Source organism: Saccharothrix sp. CB00851 (genome assembly GCF_001905065.1).
In the GTDB taxonomy this organism is placed as follows: domain Bacteria; phylum Actinomycetota; class Actinomycetes; order Mycobacteriales; family Pseudonocardiaceae; genus Actinosynnema.
Genome location: NZ_LWLC01000012.1, coordinates 71,637 through 98,199 on the forward strand (window position 1 = coordinate 71,637; position 26,563 = coordinate 98,199).

Consider the following 26,563-nt stretch of genomic DNA (forward strand, 5'->3'; position numbering starts at 1 on the left):
CGCGTGGGACGACCCCGGTGACCGGTGCTCAGGACTTGAGCACCGCCGTGCCGCCCGCGGGCACGTGCAGCTCGGACTCACAGTGCGTGCCGGTGAGCAGCTCGGTGCCGGACGCGGCCAGGCGCACGTCGTCGTCGGTGTGGTTGAGCACGAACAGGTAGTCGGCGTCGGCACCGCGCCGGCGCACCACCTCCACATCACGTGGCAGGTCGTCGCGCACCTCCACGCCCGCCGCCGGGTACACCTCGCGCAGCACCCGGTCGAGCGCCGCGCCGCGCAACCGGGTCGAGACGTACCAGGCGGTGCCCGTGCCGAGCCGGTGCCTGGTCACCGCCGGACCACCGGCCGCCGGACCGTCCACATAGGAGTGAACGGCTTCCGCGCCGTCCAGGCGGACGTGCTCGGCCCACACATCACCGCGCAGCCCGCCGTCCAGCGCGACCTCCTCGCCGGCGCGCAGCGGCAGGAACTCCTCCACCTCCAGGCCCAGCACGTCCCGCAACGCACCGGGGTGCCCGCCGGGGTGCACGGCGTCGTTGGCGTCCACGATGCCGGAGAAGTACGAGACGACGAGCGTGCCACCACCGGCCACGTACTCGTGCAGCACCTTCGCCGCCGCCATCGAGGTCAGGTACAGCGACGGCACCACGACGAGCCGGTAGCCGCCCAGGTCGGCCTCCGGTGCGACGAAGTCCACGGTCAGCCGGGCGTCCCACAGCTGCTCGTAGAACGCCCCGACCCGTTCCCGGTAGGACAGGTCCACCGACGGCCGCCAGGGCAGCTCCAGCGCCCACCACGACTCCCAGTCCCACAGCACGGCGACGTCGGCCCGCACCAGGCTGCCCCGCACCTCGTGCAGCGCGCCGAGGTCACCGCCCAGCCGCACGACCTCCTGCCACATCCGGCTGCGCGTGCCGGAGTGGGGCAGCATCGCCGAGTGGAACTTCTCCGCGCCGAAGCGGGAAGCGCGCCACTGGAAGAACATCACCGCGTCCGCGCCGCGCGCCACGTGGGCCAGGCTGTTGCGGCGCATCTCGCCGGGCCGCTTGGCGAGGTTGCGCGGCTGCCAGTTCACCGCGCCGGTGGAGTGCTCCATCAGCATCCACGGCCGACCGCCCGCCACCGCGCGGGTCAGGTCCGCCGACATGGCCAGGTCGATGTGGTTGCGGTCCGCCTCGGCGGTCAGGTAGTGGTCGTTGGCCACCACGTCGACCTCGCGGCCCCACCGCCAGTAGTCGATCGACTTGCAGTTGGTGGTCATGAAGTTCGTGGTGACCGGCACGGTCGAGTGCGCGCGCAGGATGTCCCGCTCGGCGGTGTAGCAGGCCAGCAGCTCGTCCGAGCAGAACCGGGCGAAGTCCAGCTCGTGCGCCGGGTTGCCGGTCGTGCCGGACACCCGCGGCGGCTCGATCTCGGCCCACTCGCCGTAGCGCTGGCCCCAGAAGCTCGTGCCCCAGGCCTCGTTGAGCGCGTCCAGCGAGCCGTGCCGGGCACGCAGCCAGCGCCGGAACGCCGTGGCCGACTCGGGGCAGTAGCACGCGCCGACCGGTGCGCCGTACTCGTTGTGCACGTGCCACAGCGCCACCGCCGGGTGGTCGCCGTAGCGGGTGCCGAGCTGCCGGGTGATCGACGCGGCGGCCTGGCGGTAGGCGGGTGCGCTGGGGCAGAACGTCGCCCGCGACCCGCGTTCCAGCTCCGTGCCGTCCTTCGTGACCGGCCGGATCTCCGGGTGCGCGCGGTAGAGCCAGGCGGGCGGCACGACGGTCGGCGTGGCCAGGTTGACCGCGATGCCCGCGCCGTGCAGCAGGTCGAGCAGCCGGTCCAGCCAGCCGAAGTCGAACTCGCCGGGGCGCGGCTCCAGCAGCGCCCACGCGTGGATGGCCACGCTGACCAGGTTGACCCCGGCCTGCCGCATCAGCTCGACGTCCTCGGCCCACACCTCTTCCGGCCACTGCTCGGGGTTGTAGTCCCCGCCGTAGACGAGGCCGTCCACGCCTACCGGCATCCGCGGTGCGAACGGGTCACCCAGGGCCCGTTCGTCGGCCTGGCGAGGCACCACAAACGTCATGAGCACTCCAGTGGCTGTGAACGTGCACGGTCTGATCGCAGATTACGGTGCAGATAAGAGGGGCCGTCAAGTGGTTGACAGGCGTAACCGTGGTCCAACTACTGTGCACGTTCACAGCGCGGTTCTCGCTGGCAGCGGCGTCAGCGACGCGGAACCCCCGGAGACCTCATGCGACTCGACATCGCGAAGAAGGCCGTGGCACTCGGCCTCGGCCTCGCCCTGCTCGCCGGCTGCGGCGGCGGCACCGAGCAGGCCGCCGACGGCCCGGTCGAACTGTCTTTCTGGGCCTGGGCGCCCAACATCGACAAGGTCGTCGACAAGTGGAACGCGAGCCACCCCGACACCAAGGTCGTGGTGAGCAAGCAGGCCCAGGGTGACGACCTGGTGACCAAGCTCCTGACCAGCGCGAAGGGCGGCAACCCGCCGGACCTGGCGCAGGTGGAGTTCCAGGCGCTGCCGACCCTGGTCAGCAACGACGTGCTGGCCGACATCTCCGAGGGCGCCGCCGCGGTCAAGGACAAGTTCGCGGCCGGCATCTGGGACCAGGTGACGCTGGGTGGCAGCGGTGTCTACGCCGTGCCCCAGGACTCCGGCCCGATGATGTTCTACTACCGCGCCGACCTGTTCTCCCAGTACGGCCTGAAGGTGCCGACGACCTGGGACGAGTACGCGCAGACCGCCCGTGACCTGCGGGCCAAGGCGCCGGACAAGTTCCTCGGCACGTTCTCGGCCAACGACCCGGGCTGGTTCGCGGGCCTCGTGCAGCAGGCGGGCGGCTCGTGGTGGTCGGTCGACGGCGACGCGTGGAAGGTCTCCGTGGACGACGCCGCGACCAAGAAGGTCGCGCAGTACTGGAGCGGCCTGATCGCCGAGGGCGCGATCGACAAGTCCCCGATGTACACGCCGGAGTGGAACAAGGCGCTCAACGACGGCGTCCAGATCGGCTGGCTGAGCGCGGTGTGGGCGCCGGGCGTGCTCAAGGGCAACGCGGAGGGCACGGCGGGCAAGTGGGCGATGGCCCCGATGCCGCAGTGGGACGCCGCCAAGCCTCGCACCGGCAACTGGGGCGGTTCGACCACGGCCGTGACGGCGGGGTCGAAGAAGCAGAAGGCGGCCACCGAGTTCGCCGTGTGGCTCAACACCGACCCGACCGCGGTCGAGCTGCTGGTCAAGGAGAGCGGCATCTACCCGGCGGCGACGTCGGCGCAGGAGGCGCAGGCCCAGCCGCCCGCGTTCTTCCCGAACCAGCCGGACTTCTACACCCAGGCCGCCAAGATCGCCGCCACGTCGTCCGGCTTCACGTGGGGGCCGAACGTCAACGTCACCTACACCGCGTACAAGAACGCGATGGGCGAGGCGATCAGCTCCGGCGCCGACCTGGTGCCCGCGTTGGCGAAGATGCAGGCCGCGACCGTGGACGACATGAAGGCCAACGGCTTCACGGTCGGCGGCTGAACCGTGGCGACTCGTGTGCGGGGCGGTACGGCGCCGAGGCTGGCGCCGTACGCCTTCGTGGCCCCGGCCGTGGTGCTGTTCCTGCTGGTGTTCGCGCTGCCGATCGCCTACACGGTGTACCTGAGCCTGTTCCGCACCGAGGTCAAGGGCCTCGGGCTGGGCAAGGGCAGCCGTTCCGAGGTGTTCGTCGGGCTGGACAACTACGTGCGCGCGCTGACCGACTCCGAACTCGGCGCGGGCGCGTTGCGGGTGCTCGGCTACGGCGCGATCCTCGTGCCGACGATGCTGGGGCTGGCGCTGGTGTTCGCGTTGCTCCTGGACGAGGAGCGGGTGCGGGCCCGCGGGTTCAGCCGGATCGCGATCTTCCTGCCGTACGCGGTGCCGGGTGTGATCGCGTCGCTGCTGTGGGGGTTCCTGTACCTGCCGGGCACCAGCCCGTTCAACCAGGCGTTGCGCGAGCTGTCGCTGCCTGGTGTGGACCTGCTGTCGCCGACCGGGATCTACTTCGCGCTGGCCAACATCGCGGTGTGGGGCGGTGTCGGCTACAACATGGTCGTCCTCTACACCGCGTTGCGCTCGATCCCGCGCGAGCTGTACGAGGCGGCCCGGATCGACGGCTGCACGCCGTGGCAGGTCGCGGTGCGGATCAAGATCCCGCTGCTGGCGCCCGCGCTGGTGCTGACGTCGTTGTTCTCGATCATCGCGACGCTGCAGGTGTTCGCCGAGCCGACCACGCTGGCGCCGTTGACCAACTCGCTCTCGCTCACCTGGACGCCGTTGATGAAGGTCTACCAGGACGCGTTCGGCCGCGGTGACCTCTACTCCGCCGCCGCGACGTCGGTGCTGATCGCCTTGGTGATGTTCGTGATCTCGTTCGGGCTGCTGCGGGTGACGCGGTCGCGGGCGTTCGGGGGTGAGCGGTGAGGGCGCGTCTGGGCGGGTTGCCGACGTTCGTGTTGTTGTTGGGTGCGGCTTACTGCCTGTTCCCGGTGGCTTGGGTGTTGATCGCCGCGACCAAGAGCACCGGTGAGCTGTTCTCCACCTCGACGCTGTCGGTGGGCTCGTCGCTGGTGGCGAACCTCGGCGAGCTGCACGGGTACCGCGGCGGTGTGTTCTGGCAGTGGGTGGCCAACTCGGCGCTGTACGCGGGCGTGGGGGCGCTGCTGTCGGCCGCGTTGTCCGGGGTGACCGGGTACGCGCTGGCCAAGTACGCGTTCCGGGGGCGGGCGCTGATCTTCAACGCGTTGATCGCGGGCGTGCTGGTGCCCGCCGTGGTGCTGGCCATCCCGCAGTACCTGCTGCTGTCGAAGGTCGGGTTGACCGACACCTACCTGTCCGTGCTGCTGCCGAGCGTGATCAGCCCGTACGGCATCTACCTGGCCCGCATCTACGCCGCCGCGTCCGTGCCGGAGGACGTGGTCGAGGCGGCCCGCACCGACGGGGCGAGCGAGGTGCGCATCCTGGGCTCCATCGCGCTGCCGATGATGGTCCCGGGCCTGGTCACGGTGTTCCTGTTCCAGTTCGTGTCGATCTGGAACAACTTCATGCTGCCCTACATCATGCTCGCCGACGACGGGAAGTTCCCGGTCACGCTCGGGCTGTACACGATGCTCAAGCAGGGCAACACCACGCCCGCGCTCTACACCCTGGTCGTCACCGGCTCGCTGGTGTCGGTGGTGCCTCTGATCGCGCTGTTCCTCACGTTGCAGCGATACTGGCGCATCGACTTGCTCTCCGGAGCGGTGAAAGCATGAGGGAGTCATGACCGGGAACAGGGCGCCGCGCAACCGGCCGACCATCCACGACGTGGCGGCCGCCGCCGGCGTGTCGCGAGGCACCGTCTCGCGCGCCCTGAACGGCGGTCGCAACGTCAGCCCGGCGGCGTTGGAGGCCGTGCTGAAGGCCGTGCGGACCACCGGGTACGTCGCCAACCCGGCCGCGCGCAGCCTCGTCACGCAGCGCGCGCACTCGGTGGCGTTCGTGCTCACCGAACCGCAGCAGCGGCTGTTCGAGGACCCCAACTTCAGCATCCTGCTCCAGGGCTGCACGCAGGAACTGGCCGAGGTCGACGTGCCGCTGTTGTTGATGACCGCGAACACGGAGGTCGAGCGCAAGCGCACCAGCCGCTTCATCGCCGCCGGTCACGTGGACGGCGTGCTGCTGGTGTCGTCGCACACGGGCAACCCGTTGCTGGAGGAGCTGCGCGACTCGGGGATTCCCGTGGTGGCCTGCGGCAAGCCGATCGGGCACGAGGGGCAGGTGGCCTACGCGGCGGCCGACGACCGTTCGGGTGCCCGGCTGATGGTCGAGCACCTGCGGTCACGCGGGCGTCACCGGATCGCCACCATCACGGGTCCGCCCGACACGCCCGGCGGTGTCGAACGGCTGGCCGGCTACCGGGACGTGCTCGGCGCCGACGCGTCCCCGGACCTGATCGCGCACGGCGACTACAGCCGTGCCGGTGGTGAGGCGGCGATGGCCTCGCTGCTCTCGCGGGCACCGGACCTGGACGCCGTGTTCGTCGCGTCCGACCTGATGGCGGCCGGTGCGCTGAACGTCCTGCACGACTCGGGCCGCCGCGTGCCCGAGGACGTCGCCGTGGGCGGTTTCGACGACTCCAGCATCGCCACCTCCACCCGCCCCGCCCTGACCACCGTGCGCCAACCGTTCCAGCGCATCACCCGCGAGATGGTGCGCCTGCTGCTGGACCAGATCCAGGGCGAACCGCCGGCGGCGTCGATCCTGCCGACCGAACTGGTCGTGCGCGCCTCGACCTAACGCTCACGCCAGGCGAGCGGCGACAACGTCACCGCCGCCTCCGCGATCCGGCGCGCGGTGTCGGTCTTGAGGCTCTTGCGGGCCGAGTCGATCCACCCGCCGACCCGTTGCACGCCGGTGTCGCGGTATTCGACGGCCTGGAGCAGCATCTCCAGCTTGTCGGCGTCACTCGCGCACCGCGCCTCGCCGGACTCCTTCGCCTCGTACTCCTCGACCGCCTCCCGCACCACCTGGCGTGACCTCTCGGGCAACCGCCCCGTCTGATCGGCCGTGATGGCCCGCGGGTCCGGCTTCACGACGTACCCGCTGATCGTGTGGGGCAGGTCCCCGGTGCGGGTCTCCTGCGTGTCGTGCCACAGGGCGAGGAACGACGCGCGAGCCGGATCGACACCCTCCTCGGCCGCTATGAGCGCCGCCAGCTGGGCGACCCGCATGGTGTGCTCGGCCACCGACTCGGGATCCCGCACCCCCGCGTGCCACCACCCGGCCCGCCGCATGCGCTTGAGCACACCCAACTCGTACCCGAAGGCGGCCAGTGCCGCGGCGTCGTCTGACACTCGTTCTCCTTAGCGACCGAAAATGCGGAGGGCGTACCGGAGACCGGCCACCTGGTCCCGTCCTGTCCGGGTCAGCGAGTCGCCGGAGGCCAGCCGGTCCAGGGACTCCGTCAGCGAGGCGCGCAGCCGCGGCCGACCGTCGAGCAGTTCCGGACGTGAGGCGACGAGGGCGTGCAGCGTGTGCAGGTTGAGCGGCAGGTGGGGCGTGGTCGGATCGAGGCGGTTCGAGAGGTGCGCGAGGAGCACGCTCCCGCTCCACGAGCGGGTGTCCACGTCCCGCATGAAGGAGTCGTCCGTCCGCACGTCGCCGAGTTCGCCGATCCAGTAGGCCCAGTAGTTCAGGTTCGCCACCTCGTCGCGGTCCGACATCCGACTCACGAAGTCGTGGATGTGCTCTCCCTCGCCGGTAGCGGCGAGGGCCACCGAAGCGGAACGTGCTTCGAGCAGTCCGGTGACGTCGTCGCCGGGGATCGTCCGGCGGCCGACCCGATGCCACTCGTCGCGCAGCCAGTCGACCACGTGCGCACGCCGGTCAAATCCGAGCAGGTACACGGCCTGTCGTCGCAGGAGCGGTTCAGACGCGTACCCGGCCCTTTCCGTGACGTGCACCAAGTGATCCAAGAAACGCGTGCGCTCGTCCACGTGCAACAGCGGGCGTGTGGTGACCGGGCCGCGTCGGGGCACCTTGGGGATGAATTCACCCAATTGTGGTGGTGTGCTGCCGGTGAATGGCCAGGTGATCAGGTTGGTGAGAGTCCTGCGGTGCACCGCGGCGGCGAGCGGGTGGTGATCCGGATCGACCCACGAGTCACCGGCCGTGATCCCGGTGGCGAGCACGAGGTCCGCCTCGATCGCCTCACCCAGATGTCGCCCGGTGGACGCCGGCGCACCCGCCCGGGAGAGCCTGGCGCCGAGCTTCAGCAGCTCACCGGCGCCGATGGCGGCCAGCGGGCGTCGTCCGGACTCCCACCCTTGCACGGTGGTGGGGTCGACGCCGAGGAGTTCGGCGAACTTCTCCTGGGTGAGCCCGGCGGCCTGCCGGCTCAGCTTCAGCACGAACCCGGCCACAACGCCCGTGGCACGTGAACCCCGACCACCGGTCAGTGTTGCGGCACCGATCCGCATGGACACCCCCGCGCCGCCGTTCGCCGTGTCGGACGCACTCGCACCATCAGTCAGTTCTCACCGTTCCCCGCCGATCGTAGCGTCTTGGTCGGGCATCAAGAGTTCTGTGGTCCGCCGAATACCGCACGAGGGAAGCGGGCCCGCGTCAAATGCTTGATCTCTGCCGAATGTGTGCGAACCAGGAAACGAGGAAGTGCAGTGCCGGGTATGACATCGAAGTCGCCTATCGCGATCGAGCCCTGGAGCGAGGAGGAGTTCGCCACGGTCATTCACAGGCTCGCGGCAGGTGAGGCGCCTCGGCTGTTCGCCATCGTGGAGGAGTACGGGGAAGCGGAGGACGCCCGCGTCGCGGGTTACGGCCTGGCCTACGCCGACCGCGCCGAGGTCCACGCCGTGGAGGGTGGCTTTCACCTGGGTTCCCGGAGTGCGGAAACCGCCCGGATCCTGTTCGAGGTCAGCTCCCGGTCGGCGGGTACGCGGCGAGCGCACCTGGTGTGGCTCGACGGGACAAGTACCGGCTGCTGGACAGAATAAGCCCAGCAGGCTTGGTGAACGGCGCCAGGCGGACCGGCTGTGCGGTACTCAGCGCGCGATTGCCTCCAGCGCGCTGCGCCGGGTGGTGACGTCGTCCGGGTCGTCGCCGTGGACCAGCAGTTGGAGGGTGCTCCCGTTGGGGTGAGTCGGGACGGTCGCGCCTGCCACACGGTGGTGTGGACGTCGATGCCGTGCGAACCCGCGTGACGCGGGTGTGAGCGGTGTGCCGTGCCGATGGGGCGTTCACCGTCGGCCCGCTCGATGCTCGGGCCCGGATTCGTGAACCGTGCGACCAGCCCGGATGCGGGCTGTGTGCGCTCAGCCTCCCACGCCGCCCTAACCTCACCCAAGCACCCGCCGCGAGAGTTCAACGACTCACGGGTTAGTGGGGGGTGAAGGTCAGGCAGAGGCGGAGGGGGTGTTCGCCCCACGTGTTCATCGCGTACATGGCCAGCATGCCGCCCGCCTCGATCGACTCGCGGGTGGCCGGTGCGGTCAGGGACGACTGGCCCAGCCACATCGGGGTCTCGGCGGGCGGGGTCGGTGCGGTTTGGGCGATCGACAGCTCGTCCTGCACGGCCAGCCGCACGTAAGGCTCGGCCAAGTCATCGGCGTGCGTCCCGGGCTCCACGGTGACGTACTCACCGCGCTCCGCCGCCGCCACGCTCACCCGCCCGATCCAGCGGAACGCCTCCAGCAACGTGTCGGTGGTCAACGCCTCGTGCGCCTCACGCCCGGTCACGCGCGTGAGCCCCGCCACGCCACTGGCGATACCGCCGTCCTCGGACCGGTACCGGTTGAGCAGCATGATCGTGCCCGACGACTCGTCCAGCGCGACCAAGTCGCGGAACCGCCGGTCGGTCAACGGCGTCCGCGCCAGCGCGCCGAGCGCCAACTTGGCCAGCACGGCGTCCGGCTCCGCCATGCGCCAGAACGTGCACTCGTCGTCGATCCACAACGGCAGGTAGCCGCCGATCGGCAGCCCCGGCACGACCGTCGTCAACGTCGAGCCCACCGAGGGCACGGCAGGGGCGGGGTCAGGAGCGGGGACGGCAGCGGGAGCGGGGTCGGGGGTGAACGGCGGCAGGGCGGCGAACCGCGGGTCGACGCGTGCGGTGCGGATGGTGTGGTGCGCCCAGGCTCGCACGCGGGACAGCGGGTGGTCGGCGAACTGCGCGTCGTACCGCGGGTCGTCACCCTTGTGGAACGGCAGCCGCCCCTCCACCTCCGGCGCGTACGGGTGCGGCATCACCCAGCCCTCGAACCCGAGCCGCGCCACCAGCACCGCCTCGCGCATCCCGGTCATCCCCCGCTCCACCGCCTGCAGCTTGAGCACGGCGCTGCTCTTCGCCTTGGGCACGGTGAACGAGCCGATGAACGCCTGCCCGGACGGCTGGTCCGGCAGCGGCACCTTCACCACCTGGAACAACGCGGGCACGTCACCGAGTCGCACGTGGTGCGCCTCGATGAGGCACCCGACCTGGCCGGCGGTGACCGCCAGGTCGTGCCGCAGCTTCGGCAGGTCGTCCAACGACGCGGGCAGGTCCGGGACCAGGTCGAAGTACGTGAGGCTGACCTGGTCGCCGTTCGCCGGGTTCACCCAGGTGGTCTGGTCGTGTTGCTGGAGGCCGGTCGTGTCGAAGGCGATAGGCACCCGTCGACCCTAGTGGGGTGACGCCCGATCGGGTCAGTTCATTGGTTGAGATAGGCCAGTACCGCCCGGACGCGGCGGTGGGTGTTGTCGGCCGGTGGCAGGTCCAGCTTGGTCAGGATGTTGCTGATGTGCTTCTCGACCGACGGCGGCGCGAGGACGAGTTCGGCGCAGATGGCCGAGTTGGACAGGCCCTGCGCCACCAGCGCCAGGACCTCCCGCTCCCGTGCGGTCAGGGTGGTGATCCGCTGGTCACGGGTGTTGCGCGCGAACAGCTGGCGGATCACCTCCGGGTCCATCGCGGTGCCGCCGGCGGCCACGCGTTCCAGGGCGTCGAGGAACTCGTCCAGTGCCGTCACGCGGTCCTTGAGCAGGTAGCCGATCGCACCGTTGCCGTCGGCCAGGAGTTCGGTCGCGTACGTGCGCTCGACGTACTGCGACAGGATCAGGATCGGCGCCTTCGGGTCCCGCTCGCGCACCGACAGCGCGGCGCGCAGCCCTTCGTCCCGGAAACCCGGCGGCAACCTGACGTCCACAATGGACAGATCCGGTCGGTGCTCCAGCACGGCGCGCTCCAGGTCGGGTGCGTTGTCCACGGCCGCGACCACGGTGTGCCCGGTGTCGGTCAGCATCCGCACCAGACCGTCGCGGAGCAGCAGCAGGTCTTCGGCGATCACGATGCGCATGGCAACTCCGCTTGGACGGTGGTGGGCCCACCCGGTGGACTGGTGACCTCCATCGTGCCGTCCAACGCCTCGACCCGGCGCTGCAGCCCGTCCAACCCGGAGCCGGACGGGTCCGCGCCGCCGCACCCGTCATCCCGCACGGCCAACGCCAGCACGTCACCCGACCGGCGCAGCGTCACCACGCACTCGTCCGCCGCGGCGTGCTTCACGGTGTTCGCCAACGCCTCCGCCACCACGAAGTACGCCGCCGACTCTACCGCCGCCGGCAGCTCGCCCAGCTCCGACGCCTCCACCACAACCGTCAGCGGCGCGTCACCGGCCAACGCCGTCAACGCCGCCACCAACCCCCGGTCGGTCAGGATCGGCGGGTAGATGCCGCGCACTAGGTGAACGACAGCAGGGCACTGGCCAGCGTGGTCAGCACCGCCCACCCGAACGAGGCAGGTCCGATCACCAGGCCGGCCACCAGGTGGACCAGTGCCCTGGCCGCTCGCGAAAACACCTGGTCAACCCTAGTGCCGTGACCGGCGGCCTTCACCGCGTCTTCCGGCGCTCGGCAGGGCGCCTCGCGGCACCGGCCCCACGCCCCCATCCGACCAGGATGAGGACGTGGGGCCGGCGCCACGATCCACCCGTCCGACCGTCGGAATACGGGGCAAAGGCCGCCGGTCACGGCACTAGCTCAGGCAATGCGCGGAACCGGACCACCGCACGGGCCGGCACGGCACCGGCCACCAGCCCGAGCACCCCCACCCCCGCCACCATCCCGAGGTACCGCAGGGGATCGGCGAACAGCCGCCACTGCCCGTCCTGCGCCACGCTGAACGCCCCGACCACGACCCCGCTGATCACGCACCCGAGCACCAGCGCGACCACCACCGTGATCAACGCTTCCCGGTCGAGCAGCCGGTGCACCTGCCGTGCCGTCGCACCGGCCAACCGCAACCCGGCGAACTCCCGCCGCCGCGCCCCGGTGGCGATGGCGAACGTGTTCACCACCGCGATCGCCGTGAAGCCGAGGGACACCGCGACCATCAACTCCCACGCCGCCTGCTGGTTCTCCGCCTCCGGCACGGCGCGGGAAGCCGCCACCACCGGGAACCCCGTCAGGTCAGGCTCGCCACGCAGGTAGACCGAGCCGACCAACCCCCGCGGGTCGTGCGCCGCGACCACACCCGCGTCCAGCACCAGATCACCGAACCCGCGCCAGCGCTCGAACACCGCCACCACGCGCAGCGCCACCCGCGTGCCGTCCGCCAGCCAGAACGTCGGCCGGTCACCGAGCCGCCAGCCGCGCTGCCCGGCCAACGGCGCGCTCACCGCCACCGACCCGCGGTCCAAGTCGGTCAGGGTCCCCGCCGTGACGCCCAGGTCGAGCGCGGGTTCACCGGCCGACCGCAGGCCTTGCGCCGGGTAGTCCTCCGGCTTGCCGTCCTGGTCGACCACGACCCGGGTGCCGACCGTGAGGGCGGATCCCGTGACGGACGGCAGGGCCGCCACCCGGTCCGCGACGGCCAGCGGCAGGCCGGGCGCGTTCGACGCCGTGATGCGAGTCGTCGCCGGTGCGCCGCGCGCCGCCTCCTGCTCGGCCGTCACCTCGCCGACGATGTCGCCGTTGACCAGCATGGTCGCGTTGATCGCGAACATCAGCGTCAACGGGATCGCCACGCCCACCACCCGGCGGCTCTCGACCCGGGTCATCGCACCGGCCACCCGGCCGAGCACCCCGGTCAACCCGACGAACCGCGACACGACCGCCGTGACGCCGCCCACCAGGATCGGCCCGAGCGTGGCGACGGCGCAGAGCAGCAACGCGCACGACACGAAACCCATCCCCATGCCGAACGGCCCGCCGAGCGGGACGAGCCCCAGGATCGCCGCCGCGCCCGCCGTCAGCAGGACCGCCGCCACGACCCTCGGCACCCGGCTGCCGCGTGCGTCCGTCACCGTTTCGCGCAACGCCTGCGTCGGCGGGATCCGCACCGCCCGCCGTGCCGCCACGGCCGTGGCCAGCCGGGCCACCAGCAGGCCCAGCACGGCCGAGGCGATCAGCACCACCGGGTTCAGCGCCACGGTGAACTGGGCCGGCACCGCGCCCAGTCCGCCGAACCGACCGGCCACCACCTGCGCCACCAGCACGCCGATCGGCAGCGCCGGCACCGTCGCCACCACCGTGACCAGCGTGGTCTCGGTGCCCAGGAGACGGCGCAACTGGCGCGGGGTCGCACCGGCCGTGCGCAGCAGGGCGAGTTCCCGCAGCCGTTGCCGCACCGCCAGCGACACCGTGCCGGTGAGCACGAACACCGCCGCGAAACCCGTGATGCCCAGGAGGAACCCGAAGATCGAGACGGCCCCGACGTAGTCGGGGACCGCGCCCGGGAGGTCGCCGTTGACCTTCTCGTCGCCGGTGAAGACGTCGGCGTCGAGTCCGGCGAGCGCGGAGACCACGTCGTCGCGGGAGGAGCCGGGTGCCACCCGCACCGCGACGGCCGTGGGGCCGCTCAGCCCGGACCACTCGCGGACCTGTCCGTCGGCCACGAAGATCGCCGCCTGTCCGGGCACCCCGCCGGTCACCACACCCGACACCCGTGCGTCACGCGTGCCCGTTTTCGTGGTCAGCCCCACGGTCTGGCCGACGGTCAACCCGAACTCGGTGCCCACTGCCACCTCGTCGGCGGCGGGCGCGGTCCCGTCACGCAGGACGTACGGGGTCAAGGCGGAGGAGGCCCAGCCGTGCGCCACGACCGCCGCACGCTCCGGTGCGCGCACCGGAACGCCGTCGAGGTGCAACGCCACCGGGAACGCCGAGTCGGCCACCACCTCGCCAACACCGGTCGTCGCCGCGACGGCCGTGACCAGTCCGGCCGGCAACGGCACCGCGCCGGTCAGGCGTTCGGTCTTGGTCTTCTCCTTGACCTCGTCGCCCTTGTCGTGCCTGGTCGTCAGCTCGACCGACCGCTTCCGGGCGACCACGACGTCCACGCTCGCGAACCGGTCGGCACCCGGTCCCGCGGTCAGCACCGAGTACAGCAGCAACCCACTGCCCGAGATCAACGCGACGGCCAGGAACGCCGTCAGGAACGTGCCGACGAACGCGCCCAGCCGTCGTCGCACGCTCGCCACCGCCAGCTTCAGCGTCATCGGGTCAGCTCCGTCATCCGGGCCGCGACCTGCTGCGCCGTCGGTGCGGCCAGCTCACCGGCGAGCCGCCCGTCGGCCAGGAACACCACCCGATCCGCCCACGCCGCCGCGGCCGGGTCGTGCGTGACCATCACGACGGTCGCCGCGTGGGTGTCCACGAACCCGCGCAGCAACCCCAGCACCTCACGCCCGGTCGACAGGTCCAGCGCGCCGGTCGGCTCGTCACCGAAGATCACCTCGGGCCGTCCCGCCAACGCCCGCGCCAACGCCACCCGCTGCTGCTGCCCACCGGACAACTCACCCGGCCTCGACCGTTCCCGGCCACCGAGCCCGACCCGCTCCACCACCTCCCGCGCCCACGCCTTGTCCGGCCGCACACCCGCGAACCGCTGCGGCAGCAGCACGTTGTCCCACACCGACAACGCGTCGACCAGGTTGAACGACTGGAACACGAACCCGACGTGCCGCCGGCGCACCGCGGTCAACTTCGGTTCGCGCAACGCGCCGACGTCCTGCCCGGCCAACACCACCCGTCCACCGGTGGGCAGGTCCAACCCGGCCGCGCAGTGCAGCAACGTCGACTTGCCCGACCCCGACGGCCCCATCACCGCGGTGAAGGACCCTTTGGTGAACCCGACCGTCACCCCGTCGAGCGCCCGCACCCGTCCCGCGTACACCTTCGTCACGTGGTCCAGCCGCACGACGTCCGTCGTCGTCGCCGGCGTAGCCGCCACCCGCGTTCCCGCCCTCAGCACCATGCCGAGAACCCTGCCGCCGTGCCGGCCGCGAACCCACCGGGCGACCTCGGATCTCCACGGTATGGCTGGCCATACCACGGTCACCGGACGAGACCGTGCTCGTACGCGTAGATCACCGCGTGCACGCGCGTCCGAAGGCCGAGCTTGGTGAGGATCCGGGCCACGTGGGTCTTCACCGTGCCCTCCTCGATGGTCAGCGCCGAGGCGATCTCCGCGTTGCTCAACCCGCGCACGACGTGCGCCAACACCTCCTGCTCGCGTGGCGTGAGCTGGTCGACCTCCCGGGGCACGGGCTGTGGTGACAGTTGTGCGAAGCGGGCGATGAGTCGTCCCGTCACCTTCGGGTCGATCAGGCCGCGGCCCTCGTGCAGGCCGCGCACCGCGTCGAGCAGCAGCGCGGGATCGCTGTCCTTCAACAGGAAACCGCCCGCTCCGGCGGCGAGCGCGCCGAACAGGTACTCGTCCAGGTCGAACGTCGTCAGGGCCAGGATCTTCGGCCTCGGCTCCACCTCACCGAGCCGGCTGATCGCGGAAATCCCGTCGCCGTGGGGCATCCGCAAGTCCATGACGACCACATCCGGTCGCCGGGTCAACGCCACGTGGACGGCTTCCGCACCGCCGGCCGCCTCACCGACCACCTCGATGTCCGGTTCACCGTCCAGCACCATCCGCAACGCCTCCCGCACGGCGGCCTGGTCGTCGGCGACGAGCACGCGGATCACCGGTCCGCCCTCCCCGTCGGCAACTTGGCCCGCACCCGCCACCCGCCCGCCTCGCCCGGCCCGACCGCGAGCGTGCCACCGACCTGCCGCACGCGCTCCCGCATCCCGCGGATCCCTTGCCCCTCGCCCTCGACGTCACCGGCCACCGATCCGTCGTCGACCACCGTCACGACCAACCGGCCCCGATCCCGGTGCAACGACACCTCCACCTCGCCGGCGGTCGAGTGACGCGCGATGTTGGTCAACGCCTCCTGCACCACCCGGAACGCCGCGTGGTCGACGCCGGGCGGCACGGCGGCAGCCGGACCGGACCGCCGCACGGTCACCCGGCGATCCGGTCCCGACAGCCTCCCGGCCACGCGGTCCACGTCGGCCAGCCCCATCCCGGGCGGCACGTCGCGCAGCGTGCTCAGCAGGTCCCGCACCTCGTCCAACGCGGACAGCGACAGCTCGGCGATGGTCCCCAGCGCCCGATCGGCGACGGGTGGTGCGCCGGCCAGCACCCGCCGGGCCGCGGTCGCCTGCAGGCGGATCGCGGTGAGGTGGTGGCCGACGCTGTCGTGCACGTCCCGCGCGAGCCGGGCCCGTTCCTCCGCGAGCACGCGATCGGCTTCGGCCCGCTGCACCCGCGAGGCCTGCTCCGCCCGTTCCCGGTGCAGGCGCAACGCGTACCCGGTGGCCACCGGCGCCACCCCCATCACGACGAGGTCCGTGACCGTGAAGACCCGCACCGGGCTGCCCGCGATCATCGCGCTGACCAGCACCCAGCACCCGCACACCGCGAGCACCAACCCCGGCCCGCGCTCGCGGTGGTAGACGGCGGCGGCGAACGCGCCCATCGTCACCAGCATCCCCGGCCACGCGGGCAGGAACCCGAGACCGCCCAACCCCACCACCGCCGACAGCACCGCCCCCGTCAACGGCAGCACGCGCCGCAGCAGCAAGGGCAGGCTGACGAACAGGGAGCCGACCACCGCCCCGGGCGGCAGGTGGCCACGCCCTTCCCAGAGGGTCAGGAGCACCAACACCACCGTGACCGTCACGACGAGCAGCACTTCCCGGACGTGTCGCATGACGGCCATCGTCTACGCCGCGCCGCAGGCCGTTCCGTCGGGTGGCAACGTGCCCGTCGTCAGGTAGCGGTGGACGTGCTCCCGGACGCACGGGTGCCCGCTCAAATACAAGGCGTGCCCACCCTTCACCGGCAGGTACCGCGCGTTCCCCCACTGCGCCGCCACTCGCCGAGCGTCCCGGGGCGGTGTGGTGCTGTCGTACTCGCCACTGGCCACCAGGATCGGCGCCGACCCGGAGACCCGCAGCCGGTGCGGCGGGTAGGTCCCGGTGTCCGGCAGCCCGGCGCAGTGGTAGGCCATCGGCCACGTCGCGACCCAGCCGATGTGGGGCGTGACCCGCCGCAACCCCGCCTCCCACGACTTGAGCACCCGGTAGTCGTCCGGGTAGGGGAAATCGGCGCAGAACACGACCCGCGACAGGTCGGGATCACGCCCGCCGGCCGGCTGCTCGGCGAACCGAGTGGCGTCGCCCGCATGTGCCTCGGCGATGGCCCGCGCCAACTGCGGCCACTCCGCCTCGAACCCGGGATTGGTCCGCGACACGATCCTCGACGCGTTCACCGTCGTGTCCCCGGCGGGGATCGGTTCCCGTGCCGCCCGCGCGAGCACCTCGTCCCAGACCCGCAACACGTCACGCCCGTGGAGCGCGCAGCCCGCGTCCCCGTCGCACCACTGCGCGAACCGCACCATGTTGCGCTCCATGGTCCGCGCCCGCGGCAACAGCCACTCGCTCCAGGACCGGGTCGTGTGGTCGAGCACGCTGTCCAGGTACACCCGCCCGAACCGCCCCGGGAAGAACCGCGCGTACGCCTGGGCGAAGACCGTGCCGTAGGAGTTGCCGTAGTAGTGCAGCCTCGGCTGCCCCAGCGCCACCCGGATCGCGTCCATGTCGTGCGCGACCTGCCGGGAGTCGAGCCGACCCGCCAGCGGCCCGGCGGCCACCCGCCCGCAGTCGACGCCGAACCGCCGGTTCGCCTCCCGGTACCGCTCGTACGCGGCCTGGTCCGGTGACGCCCACTCCAGGTTCTCGGGCAGCGGTGCCGGGTACGGGCAGGTGATCCCGGCGCTCGCCTCGAACCCGCGCGGGTCGGAGACCACGACGTCGAACCACCGCGTCAAGTCCTCGAACGCGCCCTTGGCGACGCGCAGCACCGAGATCTGCTGCGCGGGCCCACCGAGGTTGACCAGCAGCACGCCCTTCTTCGCGGCCGGGTCGCGGGCGGGCAACCGCGCGACGGCCACCGTCACCCGTGCGCCGTCCGGTTCGTCCCAGTCCGCGGGCACGACGACCTCACCGCACTGCAACCCGTCCCCGCAGTCGACCCACGACACCCGCGCCTGCGCTCCACCCACCGCCTGGGCCGCGCCCGGCGCGACGGTGAGCACGCCGATCAGACCCACCACCGCCGCCACACCTTTGATCGTCTTCCTCATGCGCCCAGCGTGCTCACCGCCCGCGTGCCCGCGCGTCTGCCTTTCGACAGATCTTCGGGCAAAAGCGGCACACGTGATTTCTGACCCGACGGACAACACATCGACTCGCGAGATGAACTCGCGATGAGGTGAAATAATCCCGACAACATTGTCGCAGCAGTTACTTGCTGATGGTGTTTCTTCCGCAGTGGTTCGGTGAAGTTCGGAGTGCTCGGGCCGCTCACCGTGTCCGGATCGGATGGTGCGCACGTACACATTCGGGGCCGACGTCTGCGGACCCTTCTCGCTGTTCTGCTGATGCACGCGGGCAAACCGGTTTCGGTCAACCACCTCGTCGACGCGATATGGGACGGTGACCCGCCGAAGTCGTACCTGTCCAACCTGCACACCTACGTGTCACGGCTGCGCGAACGGCTGCCCGGCCTGCGGATCGACCACGTCGACGGCCAGCGGAATGTGTGCGCGGGTGAGCCCGTGGCCCACCGGAATTGCGCGGCGCCGGGCCGTTCGTCGTTTCGGGGAAACGTCGGGGTAAATGACGCACGGGGCGTCGGCGTCGCATAGCCTTGCACGCGTCACCACACGCCCCGCACACACGCCGTGCACAGTTCGAGAGGGGGCGGCTTACCGCGCGGTGGGGTATTCCGATCGGGTCGGCTGGTCGACCTGCGGCAAGTCGTGGCCGAGTCGGTCGCGCTTCGCGGTGAGGTAGCCGATGTTGTGCTGGTTGGGCCGCACCAGGTGCGGCACGCGGGCCGCGACCGCGATGCCTTCGGCCTCCAGCGCCCGGACCTTGTCCGGGTTGTTCGACATCAACCGCACGGACGCGACACCGAGGTGCTTGAGGATCCGCGCGGCGGGGGAGTAGTCGCGGACGTCGACCGGCAGGCCGAGCGTGGTGGCGGAGTCGAGCGTGTCCAGGCCCTGTTCGTCCTGCAGCACGTGGGTGCGCACCTTCGCCACCAGACCGATGCCGCGCCCCTCGTGGCCGCGCAGGTAGACCAGGATGCCGCCGCCCTCGGCGACGATCCGGTCCAGCGCCGCGTCCAGCTGGTCGCCGCACTCGCAGCGCATCGCGCCGAAGAGGTCGCCGGTCATGCACTCCGAGTGCACGCGCACGAGCACGTCCTCGCGCGGTCGAGTGGTGCCGTAGACCAGCGCCATGTGCTCGTGCCCGTCGGCCTTGAACGCCACCGCGCGGAACGTGCCGCGGCGCGTGACCAGCTCGGACTCCGCCACGTCCTCGTCGTCGAACCCTTCTTCGCGCATCCGGCCCCCTCGTCACCCGACACCCGGCCCGTTGTTCACTACGCTCGGCCGGAGCCGCACCGTAACTCGCTCACTCGGCGGAGGTCACCCTGTTCAGCATCACCGTCCGCGATCACGTGATGGTCGCCCACAGCTTCCGCGGCGAGGTGTTCGGTCCGGCCCAGCGCCTGCACGGGGCAACGTTCGTGGTCGACGCGCGGTTCAAACGGGACGCTCTCGACGCCGACAACATCGTGGTCGACATCGGACTCGCGACCGAGCGGCTGCGTGCCGTCCTCGCCGAGCTCAACTACCGCAACCTGGACGACGTGCCCGAGTTCGCCGGGGTCAACACGTCGACCGAGTTCCTGGCTAAGCACATCGCGGACCGGCTCGCGGACGCCGTGCACGCGGGATCGCTCGGCGAGGGTGCGCGCGGTCTGGCCGGGATCGAGGTCACGCTGCACGAGTCGCACGTCGCTTGGGCGAGCTACGAACGCCCGCTGTGACGGTCCACTTCGTCCTGCCCGGCGGGGTGGACGACCCGGCGTCGCCCAGCGGCGGCAACGCCTACGACCGGCAGGTGGCCCGACGGCTCGCCGTGCGCGAGGTCGCGGTGCCCGGCGCTTGGCCGCAACCCGATCCAGGCGCACGCGCGGCGTTGGACCGGGCGTTGGGCGGGATCGAGGACGACTCGGTGGTGCTGCTCGACGGGCTCGTGGCGTGCGGTGTGCCGGAAGTCGTCGTGCCGCACGCTGGTCGGTTGCGGTTGGTGGTGTTGGTGCACCTGCCGTTGGCCGACGAGACGGGCTTGTCGCCGGCCGTGGCCTCGCGGCTCGACGCCGCCGAGCGGGAGTGCCTGCGTGCCGCCCGGGCCGTCGTCGCGACCAGCCCTTCGGCGGCACGGCGGCTCGCGGAGCACCACGGGTTGGCCCGGGTCCACGTCGTCCCGCCGGGTACCGACCCCGCGCCCTTGGCCACGGGTACGGACGGTGCGTCCCGGTTGCTCTGCGTCGCGGCCATCACGCCCCGCAAGGGGCACGACGTGCTGGTGCGCGCGCTGGCTTCGGTCGCGGACCTGCCGTGGACGTGCGCGTTCGTCGGGCCGCGGCGGTGGCCGGTCGGTGAGCTGATCTCCCGGCACGGGCTCGCCGGGCGCATCGAGCTGACCGGTCCCCTGCACGGTCCGGCGCTCGATCGCGCGTACGCGACGGCGGATCTCTTCGTGCTGGCGTCGTTGGCCGAGACGTACGGGATGGTGGTGACCGAGGCGTTGGCGCGGGGCTTGCCGGTGGTGGCGAGCGCCGTGCCGGACGCGCTCGGTGCCGGCGGGGTGCTGCTGCCGCCGGGCGACGTGGCGGCGTACGCCTCGGCCTTGCGGCGGTGGCTGACCGATGACGACTGGCGGCGTGACCTGCGTGACCGTGCCGCGCGGCGGCGTGGTGAGCTGTCCACTTGGGACGAGACGGCGGCCGGTTTGGCGGGTGTGCTGGTTAGTCTGCGGCCATGAGCACCTTCGCACCGGAATGGCTGTCCCTGCGCGAGAAGGCCGACGCGGAGGCCCGCGCGCTCGACCTGGTCGACCGGCTCCGGGAGATCGATCTGAACCGGACACCCCTCGTGGTGCGTGATCTCGGGTGTGGGACGGGATCGTTGGGACGGTGGCTCGCCGGACGGCTGGGCGGTCCGCAGCACTGGGTGCTGCACGACCGCGACGCCCGGCTGCTCAGCATCGCGGCGGCGACCATGAGCGGGGTGACGATCGAGACGCACGAGGGCGACCTGACCTGTCTCACCGCCGCCGACCTGGCCGGTACGTCGCTGGTCACCGCGTCGGCGCTGCTGGACCTGCTGACGGCGGAGGAGGTGGACGGGCTGGCGGGCGCGTGCGTGGGCGCGGGCTGCCCGGCGCTGTTCACGTTGTCGGTGGCGGGTCGGGTGGAGTTCGCCGAGCCGGAGGCTTTGGACGCCGAGTTCGAGGCCGCGTTCAACGCGCACCAGCGGCGGGTGGTCGACGGGAGGCGGCTGCTGGGCCCGGACGCCGTGCCTGCCGCGGTGGAAGCGTTCGAACGGCGGGGTGCTGAGGTGACCACGAGCCCCAGCCCGTGGCGGCTCGGCCCGGAGCAGGCCGCGCTGGCGGGGGAGTGGCTGCGCGGGTGGGTGGAGGCGGCGGTCGAGCAGGAACCCCGCTTGGCCGCCGAGGTGCCCGGGTTCCTGCGGCGGAAGCTCGAACACGGGCCCGGTGTGGTGGTGCACCACACCGATCTCCTGGCGGTGCCCCGGTGAGGCGGGCTTGGCCGTGGCTCCGGTTGGTGGGCGCGGTGGCCATCCTGGTGGCGTTGGGTCGGCAGCTGGGTGCCGAGGCGTTCTTGGCCGGGGTGCGCGCGATCGACGGCTGGGCGGTGGTCGCCGCGTTGGGCATCGGGCTGGTGACCACCGTGGCGAGCGCTGCGCGGTGGTGCCTGATCGCCCGCCGGCTCGGGTTGCCGCTCACCCTCGGCACCGCCGTCCCCGACTACTACCGCGGGCTCCTGCTCAACGCCGTCCTGCCCGCGGGCGTGCTGGGTGACGTGCACCGGGCCGTGAGCCACGGGCAGCGGAACGGTGACGTGGCGCGCGGGGTCCGGGCGGTGGTGTTCGAACGCGCCGCCGGTCAGGTGGTGCTGGTCGTCCTCGGTGTCGCCGTCCTGTGCACCGGTTCCCTGCCGATCGACGTGCCGGGTCTCGACGTGCCGGGTCTCGGCGTGCTGGGGCTCGGTGTGCTGGGGCTCGGTCCGCTGGTGGCCGCGTTGTCCGCGAGAGTCCGCCGAGCCGTGCGGACGACGTGGGCAGACGCCCGCACCGGCCTGCTGGACCGCGAAGTCCTGCCGAAGGTCGCCCTGCTCTCCACCGCGGTGTTGGCCGGGCACGTGGCGTTGTTCCTGGTCGCGGCACGGGCGGCGGGCAGCGGGGCGCCGATCAGCCGCCTCGTCCCGCTGGTCGTGCTCGCGCTGCTGGTCATGGCCGTGCCGCTGAACGTCGGCGGCTTCGGGCCGCGGGAGGCGTTCCTGGCGGTGGCGTTCGGCTCGGCCGGGCTCGGTGCCGCGCAAGGGCTCACCACCGGTGTCGTCTACGGCGTGTTGGCGCTGATCAGCAGCCTGCCCGGCATCTTCACGCTGGTCCGGTGGCCCTCACAGCACCGCCAGGTACGGCCCGAACGACTCGACCAGCGCCGCGAGCACGTCCCGACCCTTGTCGGCTGACGCCAGCGACGGCCGCCCCACCACCCCTGACGACGTGTACGGCGCGAGCCCCAGCGTGAGCAGGTGCGGCCGGTCGTCGGCCAGGTGGTCGCTCGTCTCGTAACCGGGCCGCACCAGCTCGGGGTGGGCGTGCAGGAGGATCGACGTCTCCAGCTCACCGGCGTGCATGTCGCTGCGGGACGTCGTCGCGATCCCGGCGGCGTCCCGTGCCGCGGCCCAGTCGCCGCTGCCCGGGAACAACGCCATCCCCTCCGACTCCTGCACGACGTTCGCCAGCACGTAGTTCCCGCCGTGCCCGTTGACCAGCACCAGGTGCGATACCCCGGCCCGCCGCAACGAGTCCGCCACGTCCCGCACCACCGCGTACAGCGTCCGCGCCGAGATGCTCACCGTGCCGGGCCAGGCGGCGTGCTCCTGCGAGCACGAGATCGTGATCGGGGGCAGCAGTTGGACCGGGTGGGCGTCGGCGATCGCCCGCGCGATCGCGCAGGCCACGACCGTGTCCGTGGCCAGCGGCAGGTACGGGCCGTGCTGCTCGTGGCTGCCGACGGGCAGCACCGCCACGGTCGCCGCCCGCGCCCGCACGTCCTCGGTGGTGTCAGGCAGGTACATGCCCGGCACCGTAGTCAACGCGGTGGCACAGCGGCGGCAGCGTGCCGGCCAGCACGGACGGCAGGTCCTCGAACCGACTCTCGCCGGTGATCAGCGCGTCGAACGCGGGATCGGCGAGCAGGTCCAGCGCCAACGCCATCCGCTCGCGGTAGGTGCGGTCCGGCCGCGCGACCACACCCACCTGGCTGCTGCGCAACCGCAGTCGTCGGGAGTGGAAGAACTCGCCCAACGGCACCGACACGCGCCGGTCGCCGTACCAGCTCAGCTCGACCACCTGGCCTTCCGGCGCGAGCAGCGCCAACGACCTGGCCAGCCCTTCCTCGGACGCGCTCGCGTGCACGACCAGGTCGCAGTTCCCCTGGGCCTGCGTGGGCGACGCGAAGTCCACCCCGAGCGCGGCGGCCACCGCCGCACGGTCCGGGTCGGCGTCCACCAGTTGCAGCCGCACGCCGGGGAACCGGGCCAGCAGGGCGGCCACGCTGCACCCCACCATCCCGCCGCCGACGACCGCGATCCGGTCACCGATCAACGGCCTGGCGTCCCACAGGGCGTTGACCGCCGTCTCCACCGTCCCGGCCAGCACCGCTCGCGCCGCAGGCACCGAGTCCGGCACCGGTGTCACGGAGTCGGCGGGCACCACGTAGTGCGTCTGGTGCGGGTAGAGGCAGAACACGGTGCGGCCGAGCAACGGTCCCCGCTCCACCACACCGACGTTGAGGTAGCCGTACTTGACCGGCCAAGGGAACTCGCCGTCCTGGAACGGCGCCCGCATCACGTCGTGCTGACTCTCCGGCACCCCACCGCGCAGGACCAGGCTCTCCGTGCCCCGGCTGATCCCCGAGTACAGGGTGCGCACCAGCACGTCGCCGGGTCCGGGGTCGGCCAACGGCACGGTCCGGATCTCACTTTTTCCCGATGAGGTGAACCAGAGGGCCCTCGCAGAGCGTGTCATCTGTACAACCTCCCGACGACGAGGGGCACGATGACCACACTTCAGCACAGCGCGCCCACCACCACCGAACCGTCCGCGTGGGCCGGCCTCCAGGTGATCCTGCTCGGTGTGCTGGAGGGCACGGTCGGGTTGGGGACCGCCGGGTGGCTCGCGGGCATCGCGTACGCGGTGGGCACTCAGGCGTTGCTCAGCGGTGCGGTGCAGCGGTCGGCGCAGATGTCGGCGCAGATGTCGGGGCGCGGGGTGCTGGGGCCCGCCGACCGGGTCACGTCGGCTAGGGGGCTGCTGGTCGGCGCGGTCACGGCGTTGGTGGCCGACGGCAGTGGGGAGACGGTGCTGCTGGTGGCGCTCGCGGCGGTCGCGTTGGCGTTGGACTTCGTGGACGGGCAGGTGGCCCGTCGCACCGGCACGGCGTCGGCGATGGGCGCGCGGTACGACATGGAGGTCGACGCCTTCCTGATCCTGGTGCTGAGCGCGCACGTCGCGTTGGGCGTCGGGCCGTGGGTGGTGGTCATGGGGGCGCTGCGGTACGCGTTCGTGGTGGCGTCCTGGTCACTGGTTCGGCTGCGTGGCGCGCTGCCGCCGAGTTATGCGCGCAAGGTGGTGGCTGCGGTGCAGGGAATCGCGCTCGTGGTCGCCGCGTCCGGTCTGGTGCCGTACCCGTCTGTCCTGGTTGGACTCGCGTTGGCGGCGCTCGTGTGGTCGTTCGGCCGGGATGTGGTGTGGTTGTGGCGCAATGCGCCTGAAAGCCTTGAAAAGCTTGAAAAGCGTCCTCGCCGGATGGGCAGATCAGCAGGATGACCTCCCGTTCGTCCCGTCTCGGTCTTGTTCCGTCGGGGATGTCCTGTTGCGTCGTGGGCCGGGGTACGTGTCATCCCACCGACCTCCCTCCGGGCTACCACACGCGTCAAGGGGGCCTCGAAGTTGGAGTATGAGGCAGCGCTTGCACGAGGCCCCCTTGACACGTGCGGTAGGGCTGCGCCAGGTCGGCGGGATGACACGAACCCCTCCCAATGAAAAGCGGGAGCAACGCCGCCGCACACGCCCCGGGCCCGTTCGTCCCCGCGCTCGTCGGCGCCGCTCGGCTCGTGCCACTGGCGGCGCTGTTTGCCCTTCCAAAGGTAGGGCTTCGTGTCATCCCGCCGACCTGGCTTTGCCCTACCGCACGTGTCAAGGGCGGCGCGTCCAACTTCGACTGTCACTTCACTGGGACCGCGCGCCGCCCTTGACACGTGTGGTAGCCCGGAGGGAGGTCGGTGGGATGACACGGAGTCCGGGACCACGACCCAACAGGGGGTTCCCAACGGGACAAGACGGAGACGGAACCGGGGGATGTCATCCTGCTGATCTGCCCGTCCGGCGAGGACGCTTTTCAAGCTTTTCAAGCTCTTACCCCCAACACTCAAGGAACCAGCCATGTCTGAGGCAGCTCAACCCAACCTCGCCCGCAATGTCGGCAACATCGCCCTCTGGGCGTTGCAGGTGCTGCTGGCCGCGTACTTCGCCTACAGCGGGGTGTCGCTGCTCGGTGACGACTTCGTCGGCAAGTTCGACAAGATCGGCTTCGGCCAGTGGCTCCGGTACGTGACGGGGGTGTTGGAGTTGGCCGGCGCGCTCGGCCTGTTGATACCGAGGCTGTGCGGCCTCGCCGCGCTGGGCCTGGTCGGCGTGATGTCGGGAGCGGTCGCTACGGAGTTGGTCATCCTGGGTGACTCGGACGGCGCGGTCTTGCCCGCACTGCTGCTCGTCCTCGCCGCCGTCGTGGCGTGGTTCCGCCGCGACACGATTCGGGCGTTGCTTCAGGCCTTCGGGAAGTAGCGCAGCACGGCGACGTCGCCCAGCTTGGTCACGTCCTCCAGGTGGAAGCGGCGGGCCGGGCCGCCCGGGAACTCGGCCGGGTTGAGGAATCGGGGCGCGGCGGCCTGGCCGATCAGCATCGGCGCCACCGCCATCCGGATCTCGTCGGCCAGCCCAGCCGACAGGAACGCGGTGTGGATCGTGCCGCCTCCCTCCACCATGAGCCGGTCCACGCCGCGTGCGCCGAGGTCGTCCAGCAGCGCGCCGAAGTCGACGGCCGGGCCGAGCGGCACCACGTCCGCCAGGTCGCCCACTGCCGCGACGGCACGCCCATGCCCGGACGACGAGGTGTAGACGAGCTTGTCGCCGCCGTGGTGCCAGAACGCGAGCGCCGGGTCCAGGTCGCCACTGCCGGTCACGGTCACCTTCACCGGGTACTCGGGGCGGCCCCGTGCGACCCGGGCGGCACGGCGGTGCGCGTCGTTGACCAGCAGGCGCGGGTTGTCGCGGCGGATCGTCGCGGCGCCGACCAGGATCGCGGCGGACTCCGCGCGCGCCTGGTCGACGTGGTCGAAGTCCTCGGCGTTGGACAGCGGGAACCGTTGCGCGCTGCGGTCGTCGATGTAGCCGTCCACGCTGACGGCCACGCTGAGCAGGACGTACGGGCGGGTCACGAGGCCACCGTACCGACGCCCACCAGACCCGGGTCCGTCGTACTTTAAGCCGATCC

General features: G+C 71.5%; 27 protein-coding genes. 12 read left to right on the forward strand and 15 right to left on the reverse strand.

Going from position 1 to position 26,563, the window contains the following annotated elements:
• Nucleotides 1-28: 28 nt before the first annotated feature.
• Entirely contained in the window at nucleotides 29-2,068 is a 2,040-nt protein-coding gene (locus A6A25_RS13030) for a beta-galactosidase (RefSeq protein ID WP_083668294.1), read from the reverse strand.
• 168 nt (nucleotides 2,069-2,236) lie between these two features.
• Here A6A25_RS13030 and A6A25_RS13035 point away from each other — a divergent pair, with 168 nt between their 5' ends.
• From A6A25_RS13035 to A6A25_RS13050, 4 genes are read left to right on the forward strand one after another with little or no spacing between them, the layout of a single operon-like run.
• On the forward strand, nucleotides 2,237-3,523 hold the full coding sequence (locus tag A6A25_RS13035; RefSeq protein WP_073888940.1) for an extracellular solute-binding protein: 1,287 nt from the start codon (nucleotides 2,237-2,239) through the stop codon (nucleotides 3,521-3,523).
• Between the two features lie 3 nt (nucleotides 3,524-3,526).
• Nucleotides 3,527-4,447: a carbohydrate ABC transporter permease gene (locus A6A25_RS13040; protein ID WP_073888943.1), complete on the forward strand. Its 921-nt coding sequence runs from the start codon at nucleotides 3,527-3,529 to the stop codon at nucleotides 4,445-4,447.
• Nucleotides 4,444-5,277, forward strand: a complete 834-nt coding sequence (locus A6A25_RS13045; protein ID WP_073888946.1) for a carbohydrate ABC transporter permease — start codon at nucleotides 4,444-4,446, stop codon at nucleotides 5,275-5,277. The genes A6A25_RS13040 and A6A25_RS13045 overlap by 4 nt, the downstream gene beginning before the upstream one ends.
• 7 nt (nucleotides 5,278-5,284) lie before the next feature.
• Nucleotides 5,285-6,301: a LacI family DNA-binding transcriptional regulator gene (locus A6A25_RS13050; RefSeq protein WP_073888949.1), complete on the forward strand. Its 1,017-nt coding sequence runs from the start codon at nucleotides 5,285-5,287 to the stop codon at nucleotides 6,299-6,301.
• Here the strand turns inward: A6A25_RS13050 and A6A25_RS13055 are convergent.
• Together A6A25_RS13055 and A6A25_RS13060 are read right to left on the reverse strand one after the other, a co-directional pair.
• Nucleotides 6,298-6,858 carry an HD domain-containing protein gene (locus tag A6A25_RS13055; RefSeq protein ID WP_274534308.1) on the reverse strand — a complete coding sequence of 187 codons (561 nt, stop codon included), beginning with the start codon at nucleotides 6,856-6,858 and terminating at the stop codon, nucleotides 6,298-6,300. The genes A6A25_RS13050 and A6A25_RS13055 overlap by 4 nt on opposite strands.
• 9 nt (nucleotides 6,859-6,867) lie before the next feature.
• On the reverse strand, nucleotides 6,868-7,926 hold the full coding sequence (locus A6A25_RS13060) for a helix-turn-helix domain-containing protein (protein ID WP_158073725.1): 1,059 nt from the start codon (nucleotides 7,924-7,926) through the stop codon (nucleotides 6,868-6,870).
• Nucleotides 7,927-8,190: 264 nt separating this feature from the next.
• On the opposite strand from A6A25_RS13060, the gene A6A25_RS13065 reads away from it, so the two are divergent.
• Entirely contained in the window at nucleotides 8,191-8,517 is a 327-nt protein-coding gene (locus tag A6A25_RS13065) for a hypothetical protein (RefSeq protein ID WP_073888955.1), read from the forward strand.
• Between the two features lie 382 nt (nucleotides 8,518-8,899).
• Here A6A25_RS13065 and A6A25_RS44705 read toward each other — a convergent pair whose 3' ends face one another.
• From A6A25_RS44705 to A6A25_RS13105, 8 genes are all read right to left on the reverse strand, one after another.
• Entirely contained in the window at nucleotides 8,900-10,171 is a 1,272-nt protein-coding gene (locus tag A6A25_RS44705; RefSeq protein ID WP_073888958.1) for a hypothetical protein, read from the reverse strand.
• Nucleotides 10,172-10,209: 38 nt separating this feature from the next.
• Complete coding sequence (locus A6A25_RS13075) at nucleotides 10,210-10,854, reverse strand: response regulator (RefSeq protein ID WP_073888961.1); 645 nt, start codon at nucleotides 10,852-10,854, stop codon at nucleotides 10,210-10,212.
• Complete coding sequence (locus A6A25_RS13080; RefSeq protein ID WP_241828632.1) at nucleotides 10,842-11,237, reverse strand: sensor histidine kinase; 396 nt, start codon at nucleotides 11,235-11,237, stop codon at nucleotides 10,842-10,844. The genes A6A25_RS13075 and A6A25_RS13080 overlap by 13 nt, the downstream gene beginning before the upstream one ends.
• Nucleotides 11,238-11,523: 286 nt before the next feature.
• Nucleotides 11,524-13,995, reverse strand: coding sequence for an FtsX-like permease family protein (locus A6A25_RS46300; protein WP_073888964.1), 2,472 nt, complete (start codon nucleotides 13,993-13,995; stop codon nucleotides 11,524-11,526).
• Nucleotides 13,992-14,753 (reverse strand): ABC transporter ATP-binding protein, encoded by a 762-nt coding sequence (locus A6A25_RS13090; protein ID WP_073888966.1) that lies wholly within the window; start codon nucleotides 14,751-14,753, stop codon nucleotides 13,992-13,994. Before A6A25_RS13090 ends, A6A25_RS46300 begins: the two co-directional genes overlap by 4 nt.
• Before the next feature lie 80 nt (nucleotides 14,754-14,833).
• Nucleotides 14,834-15,475 (reverse strand): response regulator transcription factor, encoded by a 642-nt coding sequence (locus tag A6A25_RS13095; protein WP_073889930.1) that lies wholly within the window; start codon nucleotides 15,473-15,475, stop codon nucleotides 14,834-14,836.
• On the reverse strand, nucleotides 15,472-16,548 hold the full coding sequence (locus tag A6A25_RS13100; protein WP_143193133.1) for a sensor histidine kinase: 1,077 nt from the start codon (nucleotides 16,546-16,548) through the stop codon (nucleotides 15,472-15,474). Before A6A25_RS13100 ends, A6A25_RS13095 begins: the two co-directional genes overlap by 4 nt.
• Before the next feature lie 12 nt (nucleotides 16,549-16,560).
• Complete coding sequence (locus tag A6A25_RS13105) at nucleotides 16,561-17,982, reverse strand: alpha/beta hydrolase (RefSeq protein ID WP_073888972.1); 1,422 nt, start codon at nucleotides 17,980-17,982, stop codon at nucleotides 16,561-16,563.
• 195 nt (nucleotides 17,983-18,177) lie between these two features.
• On the opposite strand from A6A25_RS13105, the gene A6A25_RS13110 reads away from it, so the two are divergent.
• A complete protein-coding gene (locus A6A25_RS13110; RefSeq protein WP_083668296.1) occupies nucleotides 18,178-18,546 on the forward strand; it encodes an AfsR/SARP family transcriptional regulator in 369 nt (122 codons plus the stop codon).
• Nucleotides 18,547-18,606: 60 nt separating this feature from the next.
• Here A6A25_RS13110 and ribA read toward each other — a convergent pair whose 3' ends face one another.
• Nucleotides 18,607-19,251, reverse strand: coding sequence for a GTP cyclohydrolase II (ribA, locus tag A6A25_RS13115; RefSeq protein WP_073888974.1), 645 nt, complete (start codon nucleotides 19,249-19,251; stop codon nucleotides 18,607-18,609).
• 89 nt (nucleotides 19,252-19,340) lie between these two features.
• Here ribA and A6A25_RS13120 point away from each other — a divergent pair, with 89 nt between their 5' ends.
• The 4 genes from A6A25_RS13120 to A6A25_RS13135 are packed head-to-tail and all read left to right on the forward strand — an operon-like array spanning nucleotide 19,341 to nucleotide 22,472.
• On the forward strand, nucleotides 19,341-19,739 hold the full coding sequence (locus A6A25_RS13120; protein ID WP_073888975.1) for a 6-pyruvoyl trahydropterin synthase family protein: 399 nt from the start codon (nucleotides 19,341-19,343) through the stop codon (nucleotides 19,737-19,739).
• Nucleotides 19,736-20,740 (forward strand): glycosyltransferase family 4 protein, encoded by a 1,005-nt coding sequence (locus A6A25_RS13125; RefSeq protein WP_083668297.1) that lies wholly within the window; start codon nucleotides 19,736-19,738, stop codon nucleotides 20,738-20,740. The genes A6A25_RS13120 and A6A25_RS13125 overlap by 4 nt, the downstream gene beginning before the upstream one ends.
• Nucleotides 20,737-21,516 (forward strand): class I SAM-dependent methyltransferase, encoded by a 780-nt coding sequence (locus tag A6A25_RS13130; protein ID WP_073888977.1) that lies wholly within the window; start codon nucleotides 20,737-20,739, stop codon nucleotides 21,514-21,516. The genes A6A25_RS13125 and A6A25_RS13130 overlap by 4 nt, the downstream gene beginning before the upstream one ends.
• A gap of 35 nt (nucleotides 21,517-21,551) precedes the next feature.
• On the forward strand, nucleotides 21,552-22,472 hold the full coding sequence (locus A6A25_RS13135) for a lysylphosphatidylglycerol synthase transmembrane domain-containing protein (RefSeq protein ID WP_241828637.1): 921 nt from the start codon (nucleotides 21,552-21,554) through the stop codon (nucleotides 22,470-22,472).
• Here A6A25_RS13135 and A6A25_RS13140 read toward each other — a convergent pair.
• Both A6A25_RS13140 and A6A25_RS13145 read right to left on the reverse strand, forming a co-directional pair.
• On the reverse strand, nucleotides 22,401-23,084 hold the full coding sequence (locus A6A25_RS13140) for a creatininase family protein (RefSeq protein WP_073889933.1): 684 nt from the start codon (nucleotides 23,082-23,084) through the stop codon (nucleotides 22,401-22,403). The genes A6A25_RS13135 and A6A25_RS13140 overlap by 72 nt on opposite strands.
• Complete coding sequence (locus tag A6A25_RS13145; protein ID WP_073888979.1) at nucleotides 23,071-24,036, reverse strand: zinc-dependent alcohol dehydrogenase; 966 nt, start codon at nucleotides 24,034-24,036, stop codon at nucleotides 23,071-23,073. Before A6A25_RS13145 ends, A6A25_RS13140 begins: the two co-directional genes overlap by 14 nt.
• Nucleotides 24,037-24,066: 30 nt before the next feature.
• On the opposite strand from A6A25_RS13145, the gene A6A25_RS13150 reads away from it, so the two are divergent.
• Both A6A25_RS13150 and A6A25_RS13155 read left to right on the forward strand, forming a co-directional pair.
• On the forward strand, nucleotides 24,067-24,837 hold the full coding sequence (locus A6A25_RS13150) for a CDP-alcohol phosphatidyltransferase family protein (RefSeq protein WP_073888980.1): 771 nt from the start codon (nucleotides 24,067-24,069) through the stop codon (nucleotides 24,835-24,837).
• A gap of 615 nt (nucleotides 24,838-25,452) precedes the next feature.
• A complete protein-coding gene (locus A6A25_RS13155) occupies nucleotides 25,453-25,854 on the forward strand; it encodes a DoxX family protein (RefSeq protein ID WP_073888981.1) in 402 nt (133 codons plus the stop codon).
• Here the strand turns inward: A6A25_RS13155 and A6A25_RS13160 are convergent.
• Nucleotides 25,836-26,507: a RibD family protein gene (locus A6A25_RS13160; RefSeq protein WP_073888982.1), complete on the reverse strand. Its 672-nt coding sequence runs from the start codon at nucleotides 26,505-26,507 to the stop codon at nucleotides 25,836-25,838. The two genes, A6A25_RS13155 and A6A25_RS13160, sit on opposite strands and share 19 nt — an antisense overlap.
• Between the last annotated feature and the right edge of the window lie 56 nt (nucleotides 26,508-26,563).